Source organism: Peribacillus muralis (assembly GCF_001439925.1).
In the GTDB taxonomy this organism is placed as follows: domain Bacteria; phylum Bacillota; class Bacilli; order Bacillales; family DSM-1321; genus Peribacillus; species Peribacillus muralis.
The window spans coordinates 116338-134130 of record NZ_LMBV01000009.1 but is presented as its reverse complement, the minus strand read 5'-3'; the positions used below and the strand labels follow the sequence as shown (position 1 = coordinate 134130).

15 protein-coding genes are annotated in these 17793 nt (G+C 43.4%); 9 read left to right on the top strand and 6 right to left on the bottom strand.

The window, feature by feature from the left end; all coding sequences use genetic code 11:
• Nucleotides 1–83: 83 nt before the first annotated feature.
• Nucleotides 84–1523, bottom strand: coding sequence for an aldehyde dehydrogenase family protein (locus ASU00_RS13520; protein ID WP_330219539.1), 1440 nt, complete (start codon nucleotides 1521–1523; stop codon nucleotides 84–86).
• A gap of 12 nt (nucleotides 1524–1535) precedes the next feature.
• Complete coding sequence (locus tag ASU00_RS13515) at nucleotides 1536–2861, bottom strand: aminotransferase family protein (RefSeq protein ID WP_057913997.1); 1326 nt, start codon at nucleotides 2859–2861, stop codon at nucleotides 1536–1538.
• 333 nt (nucleotides 2862–3194) lie between these two features.
• Here ASU00_RS13515 and rpoN point away from each other — a divergent pair, with 333 nt between their 5' ends.
• Nucleotides 3195–4568, top strand: a complete 1374-nt coding sequence (gene rpoN / locus ASU00_RS13510) for an RNA polymerase factor sigma-54 (RefSeq protein WP_057913996.1) — start codon at nucleotides 3195–3197, stop codon at nucleotides 4566–4568.
• Nucleotides 4569–4646: 78 nt separating this feature from the next.
• Here rpoN and ASU00_RS13505 read toward each other — a convergent pair whose 3' ends face one another.
• Nucleotides 4647–5252: a uridine kinase family protein gene (locus ASU00_RS13505; protein ID WP_082630313.1), complete on the bottom strand. Its 606-nt coding sequence runs from the start codon at nucleotides 5250–5252 to the stop codon at nucleotides 4647–4649.
• Nucleotides 5253–5341: 89 nt separating this feature from the next.
• Here ASU00_RS13505 and ASU00_RS13500 point away from each other — a divergent pair, with 89 nt between their 5' ends.
• Entirely contained in the window at nucleotides 5342–6022 is a 681-nt protein-coding gene (locus ASU00_RS13500) for an HAD hydrolase-like protein (protein WP_236712727.1), read from the top strand.
• Here the strand turns inward: ASU00_RS13500 and dacB are convergent.
• Entirely contained in the window at nucleotides 6005–7450 is a 1446-nt protein-coding gene (gene dacB / locus ASU00_RS13495) for a D-alanyl-D-alanine carboxypeptidase/D-alanyl-D-alanine endopeptidase (protein ID WP_057914025.1), read from the bottom strand. The two genes, ASU00_RS13500 and dacB, sit on opposite strands and share 18 nt — an antisense overlap.
• Nucleotides 7451–7627: 177 nt before the next feature.
• On the opposite strand from dacB, the gene ASU00_RS13490 reads away from it, so the two are divergent.
• The 3 genes from ASU00_RS13490 to ASU00_RS13480 all read left to right on the top strand — a co-directional run bounded on the left by ASU00_RS13490 (nucleotide 7628) and on the right by ASU00_RS13480 (nucleotide 11786).
• On the top strand, nucleotides 7628–8122 hold the full coding sequence (locus ASU00_RS13490; protein WP_057913995.1) for a PH domain-containing protein: 495 nt from the start codon (nucleotides 7628–7630) through the stop codon (nucleotides 8120–8122).
• Between the two features lie 2 nt (nucleotides 8123–8124).
• Nucleotides 8125–9591, top strand: coding sequence for a PH domain-containing protein (locus ASU00_RS13485; RefSeq protein WP_057913994.1), 1467 nt, complete (start codon nucleotides 8125–8127; stop codon nucleotides 9589–9591).
• Nucleotides 9592–9794: 203 nt separating this feature from the next.
• Nucleotides 9795–11786 (top strand): methyl-accepting chemotaxis protein, encoded by a 1992-nt coding sequence (locus ASU00_RS13480; protein WP_057913993.1) that lies wholly within the window; start codon nucleotides 9795–9797, stop codon nucleotides 11784–11786.
• Between the two features lie 48 nt (nucleotides 11787–11834).
• Here the strand turns inward: ASU00_RS13480 and ASU00_RS13475 are convergent, their stop codons facing one another.
• A complete protein-coding gene (locus tag ASU00_RS13475; RefSeq protein ID WP_057913992.1) occupies nucleotides 11835–12341 on the bottom strand; it encodes a general stress protein in 507 nt (168 codons plus the stop codon).
• A 163-nt stretch (nucleotides 12342–12504) separates the two neighbouring features.
• Here ASU00_RS13475 and ASU00_RS13470 point away from each other — a divergent pair, with 163 nt between their 5' ends.
• Entirely contained in the window at nucleotides 12505–13569 is a 1065-nt protein-coding gene (locus ASU00_RS13470) for a M20 family metallopeptidase (RefSeq protein WP_057913991.1), read from the top strand.
• On the opposite strand, the gene ASU00_RS13465 is transcribed toward ASU00_RS13470, so the two are convergent.
• Nucleotides 13566–13754, bottom strand: coding sequence for a hypothetical protein (locus ASU00_RS13465; RefSeq protein ID WP_057913990.1), 189 nt, complete (start codon nucleotides 13752–13754; stop codon nucleotides 13566–13568). The two genes, ASU00_RS13470 and ASU00_RS13465, sit on opposite strands and share 4 nt — an antisense overlap.
• A gap of 735 nt (nucleotides 13755–14489) precedes the next feature.
• Between ASU00_RS13465 and ASU00_RS13460 the strand changes: the two genes are divergently transcribed.
• From ASU00_RS13460 to ASU00_RS13450, 3 genes are all read left to right on the top strand, one after another.
• The gene (locus ASU00_RS13460) at nucleotides 14490–15047 is read left to right on the top strand and encodes a 3D domain-containing protein (RefSeq protein WP_057913989.1); all 558 of its coding nucleotides are present in this window, start codon (nucleotides 14490–14492) and stop codon (nucleotides 15045–15047) included.
• A 143-nt stretch (nucleotides 15048–15190) separates the two neighbouring features.
• Nucleotides 15191–16111, top strand: a complete 921-nt coding sequence (locus ASU00_RS13455; RefSeq protein ID WP_330219541.1) for a ketopantoate reductase family protein — start codon at nucleotides 15191–15193, stop codon at nucleotides 16109–16111.
• A 230-nt stretch (nucleotides 16112–16341) separates the two neighbouring features.
• The gene (locus ASU00_RS13450) at nucleotides 16342–17760 is read left to right on the top strand and encodes an NAD-dependent succinate-semialdehyde dehydrogenase (protein ID WP_057913987.1); all 1419 of its coding nucleotides are present in this window, start codon (nucleotides 16342–16344) and stop codon (nucleotides 17758–17760) included.
• The last annotated feature ends 33 nt before the right edge of the window (nucleotides 17761–17793 follow it).

Below are 17793 nucleotides of genomic sequence, written 5' to 3'. Positions count from 1 at the left end.
CCTTAATATTCATTCGTGAATTTTCTATTCAGATCTGCATACCGCAGCAGCAAAAAAAAGATGGGCTTTTGCCCATCTCCTAATTAATTCCGATTGATAACGACCAATTTCATTTCCGTCATTTCCTCGATTGCATATTTTAATCCTTCGCGGCCCGTTCCGCTATTTTTGACTCCACCATATGGCATGTTGTCGACGCGGTAAGTGGGGATATCATTAATGATCACACCGCCGACTTCCAATTTTTCTGCTGCAGAAAGGGCCAAATTGATATTATCCGTGTAAATCCCAGCCTGCAAGCCGAAATCGGAATCATTGACCAAATCAATCGCTTCTTCAACGGACGAAACCTTGTTTATTAATACGATCGGAGCAAAGACTTCCTGACAGGATACCTTAAGCTTCGAATCCACTTCCAGCAACACAGTTGGATGCAGGATATTCCCCTCAGATTTACCTCCTGCCGCCACAACCGCACCATGCTGTTTAGCTTCCCCGATCCAGTCGAGGCTTCGCTGCACATCACCAGGACTGATTAAGGCAGAGATGTCCACCGAAGGGTCCAAAGAATCACCAAGCTTCAAGGCATTTGTTGCTGCTGTGAATTTTTTTACAAACTCATCATATACGTCTTCATGAACATATGCACGTTGTAATGAAATGCAGACTTGCCCTTGGAAAGCGAAGGCTGCCGAAACACAGCGCTGGATGATTTTATCGATATTGATTCCTTTATCGACAATGACGGCCGCATTCGAACCGAGTTCGAGACTTACCTTCTTCAATCCTGCTTTATTGCGGATTCCGATTCCTACAGCAGGACTGCCAGTGAAGGATATGCTTTTCACCCTTGAATCAGTGACTAATTTATCACCGATTACAGAACCGCTTCCGGTAACTAAATTGAAAGCCCCGGCAGGCAGATCCGTTTCCGACAACAACTCCGCAAGGAATATCGAGGATAGCGGCGTTTGGCTCGCAGGTTTCAAGACAATCGTATTACCCGCGGCAATGGCTGGGCCGACTTTATGAGCGACCAGGTTCATCGGAAAATTAAAAGGCGTGATTGCACCAAGAACACCAATCGGTTCACGGACTGTATAGCCAATCCGCCCCTCCCCGTCTGCTGTAGCGTCCATCGTCAATGTTTCCCCATGGATCCTCTTTGCTTCTTCCGCCGCAAATTTATATGTGGCAATCGTACGGGACACTTCTCCCATTGCCGTTTTAATCGGCTTCGCTGCCTCTTTAGCGATAATTTCAGCCGCCTCCTGCTTGCGGCTTTCGAGCAGACTTGCAAGCTGTTCAAGTATGGCAGCACGTTTATGACTAGGCAGGGCTGCCATCGTTTTTCTAGCTTGATGAGCTGATTCTATCGCCAGGTCCACATCTTCTAGGGTTGCCGAGGGAATTTCCGCTAGAACCTTCCCGCTATACGGAGATTTTAACGTCGTGAAATTTTCAGCTTCTTGCCATTTACCATTAATGAATAATTTCTTCTTCAGCATTTCCGTCATTTCCATCACTTTCACCTCTTATAAAATTTCTTTTTCGACAGCTGTAAATATTTTATCAAGTATTTCAATGATCTTTTCGATTTCAGATTTAGTGATGATTAGAGGCGGGGCAAATACGAGCGTATCTTGATCAAACGTGACCGACCGGCAAATCAAGCCATTCTTCGCCGCTTCAGATACAAGTCTTGGAGCTAATTGTGTCTCAAAGCCTTCTCCTGTCTTTTTGTCCTTCACGATGGAAATGCCTCCAATCAGTCCAAGCGCCCTGACATCACCAATGATCGGGTGTTTGCCCTGAAGTTTCTTAAAGCCGGCAAGTAGCTCTTCACCGCGCTGTTTCGAGTTTTCCATCAGGTTTTCACGTTCAATTATTTCGATGTTTTTTAAAGCAACCGCACAAGCCATCGGGTGACCGCTATATGTGTAGCCATGTAAAAGCGTGCCTTTTGATAGGGAAATGAAATCCTGATGCATCCTATCATTCAGGACCACACCGCCTAACTGTGCATATCCACTTGTCACACCTTTTGCAAAACACATCATATCCGGCACGACGCCATAGTGTTCAATGCCGAAATAAGTACCTGTTCTTCCGAAACCTGTAATGACTTCATCCGTCACCATTAAAATGCCATATTCATCACAAATCTCCCTTACTTCCTTGAAGTAGCCTTCTGGAGGAAGATTCACGCCACCTGCTCCTTGAATCGGTTCCGCGATAAATGCCGCAACCGTTTCCGGTCCTTCTTGTTCAATGACCTTGCGCAACTCTTCAATAGACGATCCGTCTACATAACAAAAATCAGGAGCGACGGAATTCGTGAAGTCACGGAACGGTTTCAGGCCAGTTGCACTTGTCGCACCCATGGCAACTCCATGATACGATTTTGAACGTGAAATGATTTTTTGGCGATTAGGCTGGCCTTTCAATATCCAATAATGACGGGCAAGTTTGAACGCCGTATCATTTGACTCCGATCCGCCTGAAGTGAAGAAAACGGCATTCAAATCACCAGGAGCGATGGAAGCGATCTTGGCAGCCAACCGAATGGCCGGCTCATTGCTGAAAGTAGCGAAGCTAGAGGTGAAAGCAAGCTTTGCCATTTGTTCTCTTGCCACATCAGCCAATTCTTCTTGTCCATGTCCTATGTTCACATTCCAAAGTGAAGACATGCCATCGATGACTGTCCTGCCCATAATATCCGTAAGATAAATTCCCTTGCCTTCTTTAAAGATGAAACTTGGACCATCTGCCTGCTGTTGCTCGATTGCCGTAGTTGGATGAATGAAATGCTTTTTATCCAAATCGATTAATTGCTGAATACCCTTCTTCTCTTTAATCATGTAAAAAAACACCCTTCTTTAATATTGGATTTTTTTATCATTTGCTCTTGATATATTGATAGATATTGCAAGATACATGCCAAAGTATATGAACCTTATATAAATGGTATTCAACTTAAAACAATTCAGATTCAAATCAAAATCAACACAAAACGATTTATTTTCGAATCAATTGATCTACATTCGAATCAGTTGACTTCCCTAGTGAAAAATCAACTGACGTTACATAACCTTACATAAAATGTTGAATTTTCGGAAGATTTGTATTATTATCTATACTAATTCCATTGTTTGTATCATTTAGTTAATCTAATATGAAAGAAGTTAATAGATATGCAGGTAAGTTTTGAATTGCATCTAAAACAATCCTTGAAATTATCATTAACCCCTGAATTAAAGCAGGCAATCAATATCCTGCAATATTCCACACATGAATTATTGGATTTCTTAAAAGAACAGGCTAATGAAAACCCTATTCTCGAAATGGCCGCAGTGGCTAATGATCCCCTCGCCCCAATTTCTGAATCTAGCATTCCTACACATAAAATGGACTATCGCATACGAGATAGTTCCCCCAAAAGCGATCAATTCGGCAAGAACAATGATTTTAACCCAATCAACAATTATTCCTGCACCACAGAAACATTGGAAGCCCATTTATTGGAGCAGCTGAGCTTGGTCAAAACCTGGAAAGATTGTGAAACAAAGATTGTCGAATTTTTAATAGGAAGCTTAAATGAAAATGGCTTTCTTGATATTGATATAAATTGGACAGCCTCGCTTTTTTCGGTGTCCCTCGAGGAAATGGAGTCTATGATTCAAGTATTGCAATCTCTTGACCCCATTGGCGTCGGTGCTAAAAATCTGACTGATTGCTTACTCATACAAATTCGCAAGCAAGAAAACGACAACCAATTGGCTTATACGATTGTCGAGAAGCACTTAACGGACTTAGCCGAAAAGCGCTACCGGAAAATTGCGGACCTTTACAAAGTGACCATTCAGGAAGTGCAGGAGGCAGCGGACTTCATCCGTACCTTGAACCCACGCCCGGTCAGTCAATTTTCTGATGAGATGATTTCTTACATCGTCCCGGATGTATTCGTGGAAAAAGAAAAAGAAGGATTTTTGATAACGGTCAACGATAGCTATATACCAAATCTGTCCATCAATCCTTACTATAAGGACTACATCAACATGAAACCGGGAAATCCAGCTAATGATTACGTTAAGACTCATCTACATGATGCTCAGCTGCTGATCAAGGGGCTCGAGCAAAGGCAAATGACTCTATACAAAGTGACGGCGACAATCGTTGATGCTCAGCAGGAGTTTTTCCTAAGGGGAATGGCTGGATTAAAACCGATGACACTGAAAGACATTTCCGAAAAACTTCAGCTTCATGAATCAACGATCAGCAGGGCGACTAGTAATAAATACATCCAGACACCGCATGGACTTTTTAAATTAAGGAACTTCTTTACGAGAGGGTTAAATCGTGTAAACGGCAAAGAATGTGAATCAACTACTACCATCAAAGAAAAAATAAAGGTCTTGATTGCCGATGAGGATAAAATAAAGCCATTTTCGGATCAGTTGCTATGCCAAATATTCGAAAGCGAAGGAACGATGATATCCCGCCGCACCATTGCAAAGTATCGTGAAGATCTTGGTATACCGGGTTCTTCCAAACGGCGCAGATTTTAAGATCCCATTAAACGATATCGCGGGCTCCCCATGCTTTATGTCTCACTTAGATATCCAGCTTTCAAATTTTCGTTAGATTCAGCTTGCTCCGTCCACCACAAGATTGGCTCTTTCTTGCGGTGTTTGTGTTTCCACATAGTGATCTTCCTGAATCATCCAGTTATCTTCCCACATCTGACGCGCCTCTTCGCCATCCCGTTCGAGGCCGCGTTCCAAACGCTGATCGCGGGGACATTCCACCCAGATAGTGAAATCATAAAGTCGAGCCAATTCTTTACGAGTCGAATACATTCCTTCAATAATGACCAGGCCTTCAGAAGGAACCTGATGCCATTCAGCCAGAACATCCTTGTCCCAATCATAGCGCTGATATCTTGCTTCCATCCCTTCGGAAAGCGGCTGCAGGACTTGGAGAAACAACCGTTTCCAATCATAATCTGCTCCGATTTGTTTTTGGGATGGAGGCAGCGGAATGCGTTGCGAAGATGGGAAATGGAAATCGTCCATATGAACAATGGCACTCCCCGGACATGCTGCATGGATAAGGGAAGCTAGTGTACTTTTTCCAGACCCGCCCCTGCCATCTATGGCGATTAAATATGGAGATCGTTTTTTTGACAGTAAGTGAATTTCGGTTATAAGGCCTTCAAGCGTATACGGACCGTTAAGTGTTGGAAATTTCATGGGCATTCCTCCTATATTATATATTTCCATTCATCCTCCCGTGTTTCCTTTGGAGGAAAAAAAGAAAAATCGAAAAGAAGGTGCATGTATTGAACACGATCCAATTTGCCGCCATTTTTGATATGGACGGCACTTTATTTCAAACAAACGAAATTTTAGGTTCTTCACTTGAAAGAACATTCGATATTCTTAGGGCAGAAGGAAGCTGGAGGGGGATTGCCCCGCTTGCAGCCTACCAAAGAATAATGGGCGTCCCATTGAGTGTCGTCTGGGAGACTCTGATGCCAGAACATCCTGATCATATTCGCCAACAGGCGGACCGCCTTTTTTTAGAATGCTTGAATCAGGAAATCAAAGAAGGAAAGGGGCAGCTTTTTCCTAACGTCCTGGAGACATTATCAACGTTCAAAGAACTTGGGATTTCCGTTTTCATCGCTAGTAACGGACTAGAAAAGTATTTGGAAGAAATCTGTTCATACTTTGGACTGCATCAATATGTTACCGACATCTACAGTGTCCAAAGATCAGCGGAAGGCTCCAAATCAGACTTAGTAAGAATGTTATTGAATGACCATCAAATTCAAAATGCGATGATGATCGGCGATCGGAAATCCGACATCGAAGCAGCAAAGAAAAACAGCCTAACTGCTGTAGGCTGCCAATTCGGGTTTGCCGAGGAACAGGAATTAAATGATGCGGATGTACTGATTGCAGATTTTCGTGATCTGCAAACCTACGTATCCAAATGGCTCCTAACGGCCGGTGGCTAATAAGCGTTCCTGTTCAGCCAACATAACGGCTATTCTATCCTGGATGGCCATTATTCCTTTTTCTTCGACAAAATTATTCAAGATGATTGAAAATATGACTTTTTCCCCTCGTTTAGTCGTCACATAACCTGCTAATGAGCTTGTTCCTGTAATCGTTCCCGTTTTCGCACGCACATTTCCAGCAGCAACAGTCCCCTTCATCCTCTTCCTTAAGGTGCCTCCTACCATTCGATTCTCGATTCCTGCCACCGGCAACGCATTCAAATAAGCGGGGAACCACGTTTTTTCCTGTATGGCATATAAAAGCTTGGTTATTTCATTTGCTGGAATCATGTTGACTTGGGATATGCCTGAACCATCACGCATCTCGATCGTTTTCATATCTAGTCCCATACTCTTCATCTCGTTGCCGGCGACCTTCAACCCGTCCTTCCAGCTTCCTTCCCCGCCAGCTTCTTTACCCATCTCTTTTATTAAAATCTCAGCATGACTGTTATTGCTCAGTTTCATGAAAGGAATGAGAAGCTGTGAAAGCGGCATGGATCGATGAGTGGCAATCAAATTAGCATCTACTGGTGTTTCCCCTTTTTTCCTTTCTCCCACTATTTTAATTCCTTGTTTTCTCATTGATTTTTCAAATAGACTCAAGGCATATCCAGCGGGATCCTTCACCGAAATCCACTCCTTGACTTGCTCGGCATTCTCAGGAATCGTTCCAGTCACCGTAATGATCTCCGTTCCGTAAGATCGTTCAATATCGACTTTCCTGTGACCGCCTGCCTCCACCGTTTTCATTTTGTTGATGATTTTCACATGACCCGTTTCCGGTATCTTTTTCACCTCTGCCTTGCTGCCTGCTTTGTTACCTGGCGTAATCTTTACGATGATGGTTCCGGTATCATAATCTTCATCAGGGGATGCCGTTAAAGCTGAAACAGCCGCTCCGTAATATTCTTGTTCATCGCTCCAAACCAAGTCTTTCGAATACCGAACATCATCATACCAGGAATCATCGCCAATTAGATTTCCGTGAATGAGCTTCACTTTTTTTTGCTTCAGTGAAGCAGCCAGCTCATCGAAATCACGTTCCAGCAATGTCGGATCTCCTTTCCCTTTCAGATACACATCTCCTTGCAGGACATGGCCGACTTGCAAGCCCGTTACATATAATTCCGTCACAAATACATGGTCTTCCCCCAAACTTTCCAGCGCAGCCGCCGCCGTCAATAGCTTAAGGTTGGAAGCTGGACGTAGGCGCGTTTGCGAACCTCGTTCATAAATTCTCTCCCCCGTTTCTGCCGAACGGATTGATATTCCCACTAACGCCCCTGATAATGCCGGGGAATCAGCCAAAATCCGTTGAATCTCGTGGCCCACCGTTCCCACTTCTTTCGCAGCCTGCATCGATTCACCATGAAAGATGCCCATCAAAAACAGGAAGAAGATAAAGCTTACCTTCCTTTTATATGTCAAACCTATCACTCCTAATCTAAAAATTCCCTCCTACTATCTTGTCCACTTTACTGTCATCTAAAAGCAAGACAATCCGGGAACTTTTTGGAGCGATACCTCGTATAAGTATGAAGACATAAAAGGAGTGAATTTATGTATACAAAGATTAAGCCGCCAACCAAGGAAATTTCCAAACAAGCCGTGAAAGTCTGGCGGATGACTGAAGCCATTACCCATATCATTATTATTGCCGTCCTTATCATTCTCCTATTTGCAGATGATTATTTTGCTTGGAAAGATTGGATCGGATGGCTGTTAAACGGACTTGTCGTACTATCACTATTCCATTCTGTCTGGTCCATCTTCATTGAACCAGCCTTGCTGCAAAAATATTGGCGTTACGATGTGAATGAAGAATTCATCCAAACAAAACGTGGCGCCTGGAATGAAACGCATGAACTCATACCGATGACGAAAGTGCAATCCGTCAAGCTGGAACAAGGTCCTTTGTTACGGAAATACAACCTATACTCACTAAGCATCGGCACAATGGGCGACTCTCACGACATTCCTGCCATCCCAGAGAAAGAAGCCTATGAATTACGGGACAAGATCGCCTACTTCGCAAAAATTAAGGAAGTGGATTGACGATGGAAGAAAAGGCAAAACGGCTTCACTTCATCAAAATCCCTTTTGAATTAGGAAAATTGCTTAAAGGGAATATTTTTTTCATTATCATGCTTTATATTTTGAACTTCGGTAGCGAAAAAACGTATATGAAGCTACTCCAAGTCTCCTTTCTCATCTATTTAACCTGGAGGGTTTTGTCGATCATCCTTAAATGGTATACCTATAACTATCATATCAAGGAGGGCACCATTCATATTACCTCAGGGCTTATCTCGAAATCATATCGATCGATCCCGCTTCATAAGGTGCAAAATGTCCAACGACGGACGACCGTTTTTCACAGGATCTTCAGCTTGACCTCCTTGACATTCGAAACGGGGACTAGCGGCGACGAGGGTAGCGTAGCTTTCGAGGTGATTTCCCAAAAAGAGGCCGAACGGCTAGAGCGGGCACATTCATCAAACCATAATTCGATTATCGATGCGGAGGTTCCCGAGGAACGAATTGCAGAAGACTTGGAACCAGTTACGAAAAAAACGATTCATTTCACACCAACCAAACGAGACGTTCTGAAAGCTTCCTTTACATCGCTAAGCTTTCTGGCCCTCATTCCGATTGTGGCCACGATATATAGTACACTCGATGACTTTTTTGACTTGGAAAATGCCGGAGGATACGTTACCAAGGTATTGGATACATGGTGGATCGTCACCATCGCCATCACGGCTCTCGTCTGTGTAGCGGTTACCTTCGGAATCGTTTCCACCTTTGTTAAATATGGAAAATATGAAATTTCATCCGATCAGGAGCGCATCCATATCAAGAAAGGTGTACTGGACGAATCTGCTTTTTCAATTCAAAAAGAAAAGGTGCAAGCTGTCGTGATCACCCAATCAATCATGAAAAGGATGCTAGGTTTAGCCGAAGTGAAACTGATAAGCGCAGGAAGCACTGGCGATGAAGAACTTGATACGAATGTTCTCTATCCTTTTTTATCGGTTAATCGGGCCTATGGGATGGTAGAGGAGATTTTACCTGCATACAAGGTGGAACGTGTGATGAAGCCGCTCACGAAACAAGCATTCAAAATTAGGATGCTGCGTCCGAGCTTTTTATGGCTTATTGCAACAGTCGCGATCTATCTTTTCAAACCAGCGTTATGGTATATCTCGCTCATTTTACTAGTCGCCATTTACACGTTGAGGATACTCAATTACAAAAGTAGCCGTTACTTGTTGAATGGCGAGTTTGTCCAGTTTAAATCCGGAAGCTTAGGAACCTCATTTTTCATAACCAAAAGAAGTAAGGTCATTCAAATTGAAGTGAAGCGCTCCAAGCTGCAGAAGGTTTTCGGGCTAGCCACCATCGAGACGATCAACCGCTCCAAGCCTGTGCATCACACAAAAATCCAAGATGTGCCCGTTGAATATGCGGACGTTTTTTACACGTGGTACATAGGCAGAACGAAAAATATTCAAATCGAATAAGCTACCTACGGAAGAGGTGACTGATACAGTCTCCTCTTCTTTCTCATTTGTTTCTGCTCCCGAATCCTTGCAATGGTACGGGGGCTCAAGTTTCATAATTAATTATGGCCATTTTCTATATTCAAGCTTCAAAAAAGGGAATGCGCACCGAAATATCTAATAGAAGCCAAATTTAAATTAGATCTATATAAGGAGCATTGTCCATGAACAAAATTACAGATTGGTATTTTAATTCGCTAAAAAAACAAATATTGATTCCCTTTTTAGCATTGATTATGATCAGCGGATTGGCCATTGCTTACATGAGCTATAAAAACAGCATTGAACTAACGACACATGAGCTTACTGACACGACAAAAGAGCAGGTCAAGTCATTGAATGAATCATTTGAAATATTTTTCAAAAAAACCGAAGATCAATTGGATAGGATCAGTAAATATCCCAGCATGAGTACCTACGAAAAGGACCCTGAATTGATATTCGATGAGTTTTCCCATACACAGTCCAGCAATTCTGAAATAAACGGCTTATATCTTGGCACAGAGAAAGAGGGAAAAACAATCATATTTCCTAAAGCTGAATTGCCAGCTGACTTTGACCCGAGGCAAAGAGAGTGGTATCAATCCGCGTTGAAGGAAAAAAATGAAACCATTTGGACGGAACCTTATACAGATCAAGCTACAAATACACTTGTTATTACTGCTGCAAAGTCCATATATGATGGTGACCGATTAATCGGCGTGCTCGGTGTCGACATTTCAATCGACACATTGGTCAAGATGATTAATCAAACGAAGTTCGGTGAAACCGGTTATTCGGTTTTGCTGGATAAAAAAGGAGCCTTCGTTACCCATCCGGATAAGGAGAAAATTCAACAGGACATATCCAAGGAGTCCATGTTCAAGAAAATGAAAAGTGAATCCGGCTCGATGATCGAGGAATATGAAGGAAAAAACCGGATCATCGGCTACGCCATCAACCCGACTACCGGATGGAGAATAGCTGGATTGATGGATGAAAATGAAGTGATAGTCCGTGCAAGCCCGATGATCAAAGATAATCTCATCACCTTGTTGATCGTCTTTACCATCACTGCCTTATCTGCCATCTTCATCACCAGATCTTTGACGAATCCGATTAAAAAGCTGCAAGAATCGATACGGAGGATGGCTGGCGGCGATTTCACAGCCAAAAATTCCATCTCAAGGACCGATGAAATAGGACAGCTTGCAGAAGACACGAACTTGATGGCCCAAAATATGAGCCAGATGTTAGGAAAGGTCAATACCCTTTCCGATAAAGTATCCGAGTCCTCCATGACGCTAGTGGCAAGTGCAGAGGAGAATTCGGCTGCAGCAAACGAGGTCGCCTTGACGATGGAACAAATAGCTTCAGGTGCAATAGACCAAATTGAAGTCGGTCAAAATAATGAAAATGCCGTAAAGCTTTTGGCAGACAAAATTAATGATCTTGATGCAGAAACAAGCAAAATGGCGTTGGAATCCGACAACATGTTCAAAGCTTCCGAAAACGGCATCGCTCAAGTGCAGGACCTCAAACAGCAATTCAACGAAACGTCGCTTATCTCCAAGAAGATGAGTACAGCCGTTACATCATTGGATGCTCGTTCGCATGATATTAGCGCGATTGTAAAGACGATAAGCGGGATAGCCGGACAAACTAACTTACTTGCCTTGAATGCCGCCATCGAAGCAGCCAGGGCTGGTGAGCACGGAAAAGGGTTTGCCGTGGTAGCCAATGAAGTGAAAAAGTTGGCCGAGCAGACGGAACATTCGCTGAAGGAAATCTCGGAAATCATCCAAGCGATTCAAGCCGATACAAACAATACAGTACATTTGATTGACCAAGTCAATCAAAAAATCCATCACCAGGATACTTCGGTGACGGATACAGAAAATGCCTTCAGTCACATCGCAACGATTATCGCCAACACATTCAGCAATTTTGACGATATTAAAACGATGATGAACGATATGGTATCAGAGGTCACTCGGATGGCCGGCAATGCAGAACAATTAAACTCGATCGGTCAGGAAACAGCGGCGGGAACCGAAGAAGTCTCCGCTTCAGTCGAACAAACGAACGCTTCCATGGAGCAATTAAATGCACTTGCCAGTGATCTGGATACCTTATCACAGGAAATGCATAAAGAGATACGTAAATTCATATTCTAACAAAAAAAGGACGGACCCCAAAGGGTTTCCGTCCTTTTCCACTTGTTATCAAAGCGTTCTTCTACCGTGCGCTAACGTTTCATCCGTTTCTGTAATACCTGAGTAAGAAGAATTCGATTTACGCGCATCTGCATCGACGAGCACAAGCAGCTTGCCGTTTTTCACATCCGCTTCATATCGATTCGCCTCATCTTCCGGTAAGCCCATCCCAATCAATGTTCCGGCCAAACCACCTGTACCAGCACCTACAGCCGCACCAGCCAATGTGGCAGCAAGCGGTCCTGCTGCCAGTACCGGTCCAATTCCCGGTATCGCCAATGCACCCACTCCTGCTAATAAACCAGCTGCTCCGCCCAAAATACCTCCGGTCGCTGCACCAGCTGCGAGTCCCTCTTCGGCTTTTGTACCGGTTTCTTCATTCACTGCCCTTAATTCCTCTTTATCTTTCGCTACTACCGATATATCGTCTCGGTTATATCCATCGGCCTGCAAGGCCTCAACTGCCCTAATGGCTTCTTCTCCAGTTTCATATACCCCAATTATACGTTTATCCATTTCTATCATCCTCCTTAAAGAATGTAAACTATCGCTCTTTCTTTACATACCCCATAAAGTGGAAGTACTAAACGTTATGTAACAGGAAAAATTTTTCGAGTTATTACTTAGAAAGGAAGGGTATATATAATGATAGTATGCATATTTTTGGGAGGTTTTATTTTTGCTCATCGAGTTACTTGAAGATTTAGTATCGATTGACAGTTCGTCGAAACAAGGAGCCAACGAGGCAGTGGAATACTGCGCGGATTGGCTTAAAAAGCAAGGACTTAGCGTCAATGTAATCGTTAATAATGGGTATAAAATGCTCGTTAGCGAGATTGGCAGCGGAGATAAAACCGTCATTTGGAATGGCCATGTCGATGTTGTCAGCGGGACTCCGGATCAATTTTTCCCTCGCATTCATGAAGGGCATTTATATGGACGCGGTGCAGCCGATATGAAAGCTGGGGTGGCCGGAATGATGTGTGCATTTTCCGAACTGAAAGATATGAACTTAGGCTTGAAAATCCAGCTACAGATTGTATCCGATGAAGAAATTGGCGGGCTGAACTGTTCTGGGTATTTAGCTAAACATGGATATAGAGGGGACTTTGTAATTTGTGCAGAGCCTACCCAATTGGGAATTGGCCTTCAGGCAAAGGGTGCCCTGCGCCTTGATATTGAAGTATCTGGTAAATCTGCACACGGAAGCCGCCCATGGGAAGGCGTGAACGCAATCGAGAAGGCTTATGAACTCTATCAAAAAATAAAGGAGCTTCCTTTCACAAAGGATCATACCCCCCTTTACGACTCCCCTTCACTTAACCTAGCAAAAATAAAAGGCGGGGATGTCTACAATAAGGTACCGGATGCCTGCTTGCTCAGCCTGGATATCCGCTATCTCCCTACACAAACAATGGAAGAAGTCGTTACGCAAATTGAAAGTGTGACGGGTAAGAATATTTTCATCAATATGTACAGCAAACCTGTAAAAACGGAAGAGTCGGACCCATTCATCTCACTGCTCCGTCCCGTCATCAAAAAGAACACCAACCAAGATGCCGTCATTTTTGGACAACACGGTTCGGCTGACACTGTCTTTTTTGCCGCATATGATATACCTGCCATCGAATTTGGACCAAAAGGCGAGAATTGGCATGGCGACAAGGAATGTGTCAATCTCGAATCTGTTGCCGTATATCAAAAAATGCTAGTTGATTTTGCAACGGAATTTACTTTAGCTTAATGTATTTCATAACTTGAAGAAGCTGCTGTCTGAACTTTGCAGACGGCAGCTTTTTTAGGTTTCATTGCCCTCGATAATGGCTGTAACAGGTCGTCTAACTTTTCAACTCTTCCAGGCGCTTTAATTACTATTTTTCTACTATCTGATGAACCAAATTCAAATTTCCGATCTGCTCCACGTTTCATTTCTTCTTCAACATTTGTCTCCTCTCAAGTAAATCAAACTTTACTAAAGTTTCATTCTCCGCATGAACGATCGAGTTCGAAAACCAACAGGATTGCTAGCTTTTGTTCTGTTGCAAAATGCAACTGGCAAGGTTCAAATCCTCTAAAACCGTAGGCAATTTGGGGCTGTCTTTGTTTTAAATGCAGAGTGGAATGCAACGGAAGGCGCGACACTCCTGCGGGAAATGCGGTCCAGGGGAGACCCCGCAGGCGCTTTTGCGACGAGGAGGCTCTCCGGCCGCCAGCGAAAAGGGAGTGCCTGCAGTGGAATGAAACGGATAAAGTAAAAGCATCCAAGTATTGTGGTAATTAAAACCTAAATCATCCTAAAATCGATGCCGCATCCTCCCCCGCTCTCGAATGCAAGCAATTATATAGCAATAATCCGGTCATAATTGCATTGTTTTTTTTACAAAAACGCATAGGACCTTTTTACCAAATGTAATATAACCAAATATTGTACATTTAAACAAAATACGCTACTAATTTAACAAAAAAAGCGTTCAAACCGACATGATAAATCAATATAAACCATGGCCAAATCAATCATCACCAAGTCCTTTTCACCTAGTTTATATTACATCGATTTATCAACAGAAACGTTTTTGTAACACAATTACTATTCCACCGAAACATTATTGTCATATATACCTGTTATTCTAAGTCTACGATTTAAAACAAAGGAGACTATTCATTTTGAAAAAAATACTACTTCCAATTTTCACTGCTTTCTTCCTGGTATTTAGTTTTTCCGGAGTTTCATCGGCTGCTACTACTACATACAAAGTCAAAAGCGGCGACACACTATGGGGTATCGCCAATAAACATAATATAACAGTCAATCAACTCAAAAGTTGGAACAACCTGAAAAAAGATAACATCCATCCAAAACAAGTTTTAAAGGTCAAGAAAACATCGACCTCAGCTAAACCTAAAGCTAAAACATCATCGTCATCATCAAAATATAAAACGATCACGGTGAAGGCAACAGCTTACACAGCGAACTGCAAAGGCTGCAGCGGAATTACAGCATCGGGTCTAAACCTAAAGAAAAACCCTAACGTAAAAGCGATCTCAGTCGACCCTAAGGTCATTCCACTTGGAACAAAAGTCCATGTAGAAGGATACGGGGATGCCATTGCGGCAGATAAAGGCGGCGCAATCAAAGGAAATAAAATTGACGTCTTCTACTCTTCTCACTCAAAAGCTATCAATTGGGGCAGAAAGACCGTTAAAGTAAAAATCTATAAATAATGATAAGCACCAGCCTGAATCTATCAGGCTGGTTTTTTATTTCCCCTAATTCAACACCTTCATGCATTATGACTCCCCTAATACGTTTAACATTTACTGAAAATTACGACAATGGTATGATGAGTACATCTTACAAAAAAGAGGTGTTCACTTTGAATATTGTCATTATGGGAGCCGGGGCACTCGGCTGCTACTTCGGGGGAAGATTACAGCAGACCGGACAGGATGTTCAATTCCTGGTCCGGAAAAGCCGTGCCAAGCAATTGAAGGAAAACGGCATTAGTATAACAAGCCCACACGGAAACTACCAATTCAACGAACTCCATATCTCTGAAAACGTGCATGATATCGAAAAAGCGGACCTCGTCATTCTTGCCGTAAAAGGCCAGCACCTTCAGGGCACACTCGCAGATTTAAAGGTGCTAGTGAATAAGGGCGCTAAGGTCCTTCCGCTCTTGAATGGGTTAGAGCATATCTCCATTTTGCAGGCTGCACTTGGCGAGGAAGCCGTGATGGGCGGCAGCGCCTTCATCATTGCCACCCTTGACGAAAAAGGCCATGTCATTCACTCCCATCATAATCATGATTTAGTATATGGCGCGCTTCACCCGTCTCAGGCGAAGGTTTGTGAGGAATTTGAACAAGCAGCAAAATCAGCTATCATGACGGTAAACAAAACGGATAACATCTTGATCAGAATGTGGCTCAAATACATGTTCATTACCGCCTTTTCTGGTGTAACTACCGCATCCAACCTTCCTATCGGCACGATACGGAGCTTTCCGGAAACCAATGGATTACTGGAAAATTCCCTTATTGAAATGATGGAACTTGCAAACGCTTACGATATTGGGCTAACCAGGCAGAATGTTGCGCAAGGTATGGAGAATATGGCAGTTTTACCGGAGGAGTCCACTTCTTCCATGCATCAAGATCGCCGGAAGGGCCTGACGCTCGAAGTGGAACATTTACAAGGAGGGGCGCTGCGTCTTGCCGATAAGGTTGGTTTGAAGCTCCCCGTGATTGGAGCCCTTTATGCCCTCATAAAACCATTTGAAAATTGATAGATTGATACCGGTGCTTAGCCGGTATTTTTTTCGGCAGCTCCTTGATAGTCAGTTGCCCCTCCTCCCCTTCATTGACTTTACATCCTAAGACCATAAGCATATAAAAATAGTAATCAAATAAATTTCAGAACCGTTAAAAAATGTTTATACTTTTTTGTAACAGGTATGGTATAAGGTTGAGAGTTTTTGTAGTTTAAAGGATTAAACCAAAAATTGGAGGTTTTATCATGAAGGATTACGGATTATTCATTAATGGTGAGTGGTCAAATTTTGGATTGGACAAAATTGAAGTAACAAACCCGGCAACGAACGAAGTCGTTGCCACCGTTCCAAAAGGCGGCGCAGCAGAAGCGGCGAAGGCTGCAGATGCCGCATATGAAGCATTAACCGATTGGGCAGCACTCTCGGTCTACGAACGGGCTGAATTAATCTGGAAATGGCATCGTTTAATTGATGATAATAAAGAAGAATTGGCTAAAATCATGACGGAAGAACAAGGCAAGCCCCTTAAAGAGGCTCTTGGTGAAATGACATATGCCAACGGATTTTTATCTTGGTTTGCCGAAGAAGGAAAACGGGTGTACGGCGAAACGATCCCTGCTTCCGTGTCCAATAAGCGGCTTTTTGTGACTAAACAGCCTGTCGGGGTTGTTGCAGTCATTACGCCTTGGAACTTCCCTGCAGCGATGATCACCAGAAAAGTCGCGCCTGCCCTTGCCGTCGGCTGCACAGTGGTCATTAAACCGGCAAATTTAACACCAATCACCGCTTTAAAGATGGCTGAATTAGCGGAAGAAGCTGGCATCCCAAAGGGTGTCATCAACGTCGTGACAGGCAAATCATCAGAAATTGGGGAAACCTGGCTTCAAGATACAAGGGTCCGCAAACTGACGTTTACCGGTTCTACAGAAGTCGGTAAAACTCTCATGAGGGGATCAGCTGACACGGTTAAGAAAATCTCGCTAGAACTTGGAGGCCATGCACCAGCAATCGTTCTTGAGGATGCCGACCTTAATAAAGCCGTCGATGGCATCATCAGTTCCAAATTCCGTAATGCAGGACAAACATGTGTCTGTTCAAATCGCATTTATGTCCACGAAGCCATTCAAGAAGCCTTCATTGAAAAACTTGTAGCTAAGGTCAAGGAACTAAAAGTAGGAAACGGCTTGGAAGATGGCGTCGATATCGGTCCGCTCATCGACCAAAATGCTGTCGATAAGGTACAAAATCAAATTAATGAAGCAATCAGCAGCGGAGCTAAACTCGAAACTGGCGGGAAAGCTATCGGCGGCCTTTTCCTTGAACCGACCATACTTTCCAACATTGATGACAGCATGCTTTGCATGAAGGAAGAGACGTTCGGACCGTTAGCTCCCATCGCCTCCTTCAAGACTGATGAAGAAGCGATCAAAAGGGCCAACGACTCCATCTTCGGTTTGGCAGCATATGTTTTCACTGAAAATATCACCAAGGGGATCAAATTCACCGAGGCACTCGAATTCGGTATAGTCGGGTTGAACGATGGGCTTCCTTCCGTTCCACAAGCCCCATTTGGCGGATTCAAGCAGAGCGGGCTCGGCCGCGAAGGCGGTCACCAAGGCATCGATGAATTCCTGGAAGTGAAATACATTTCTTTAGGCTTGTAATCTTAACGGCAAAGGGACCGGCTCATATGAGCC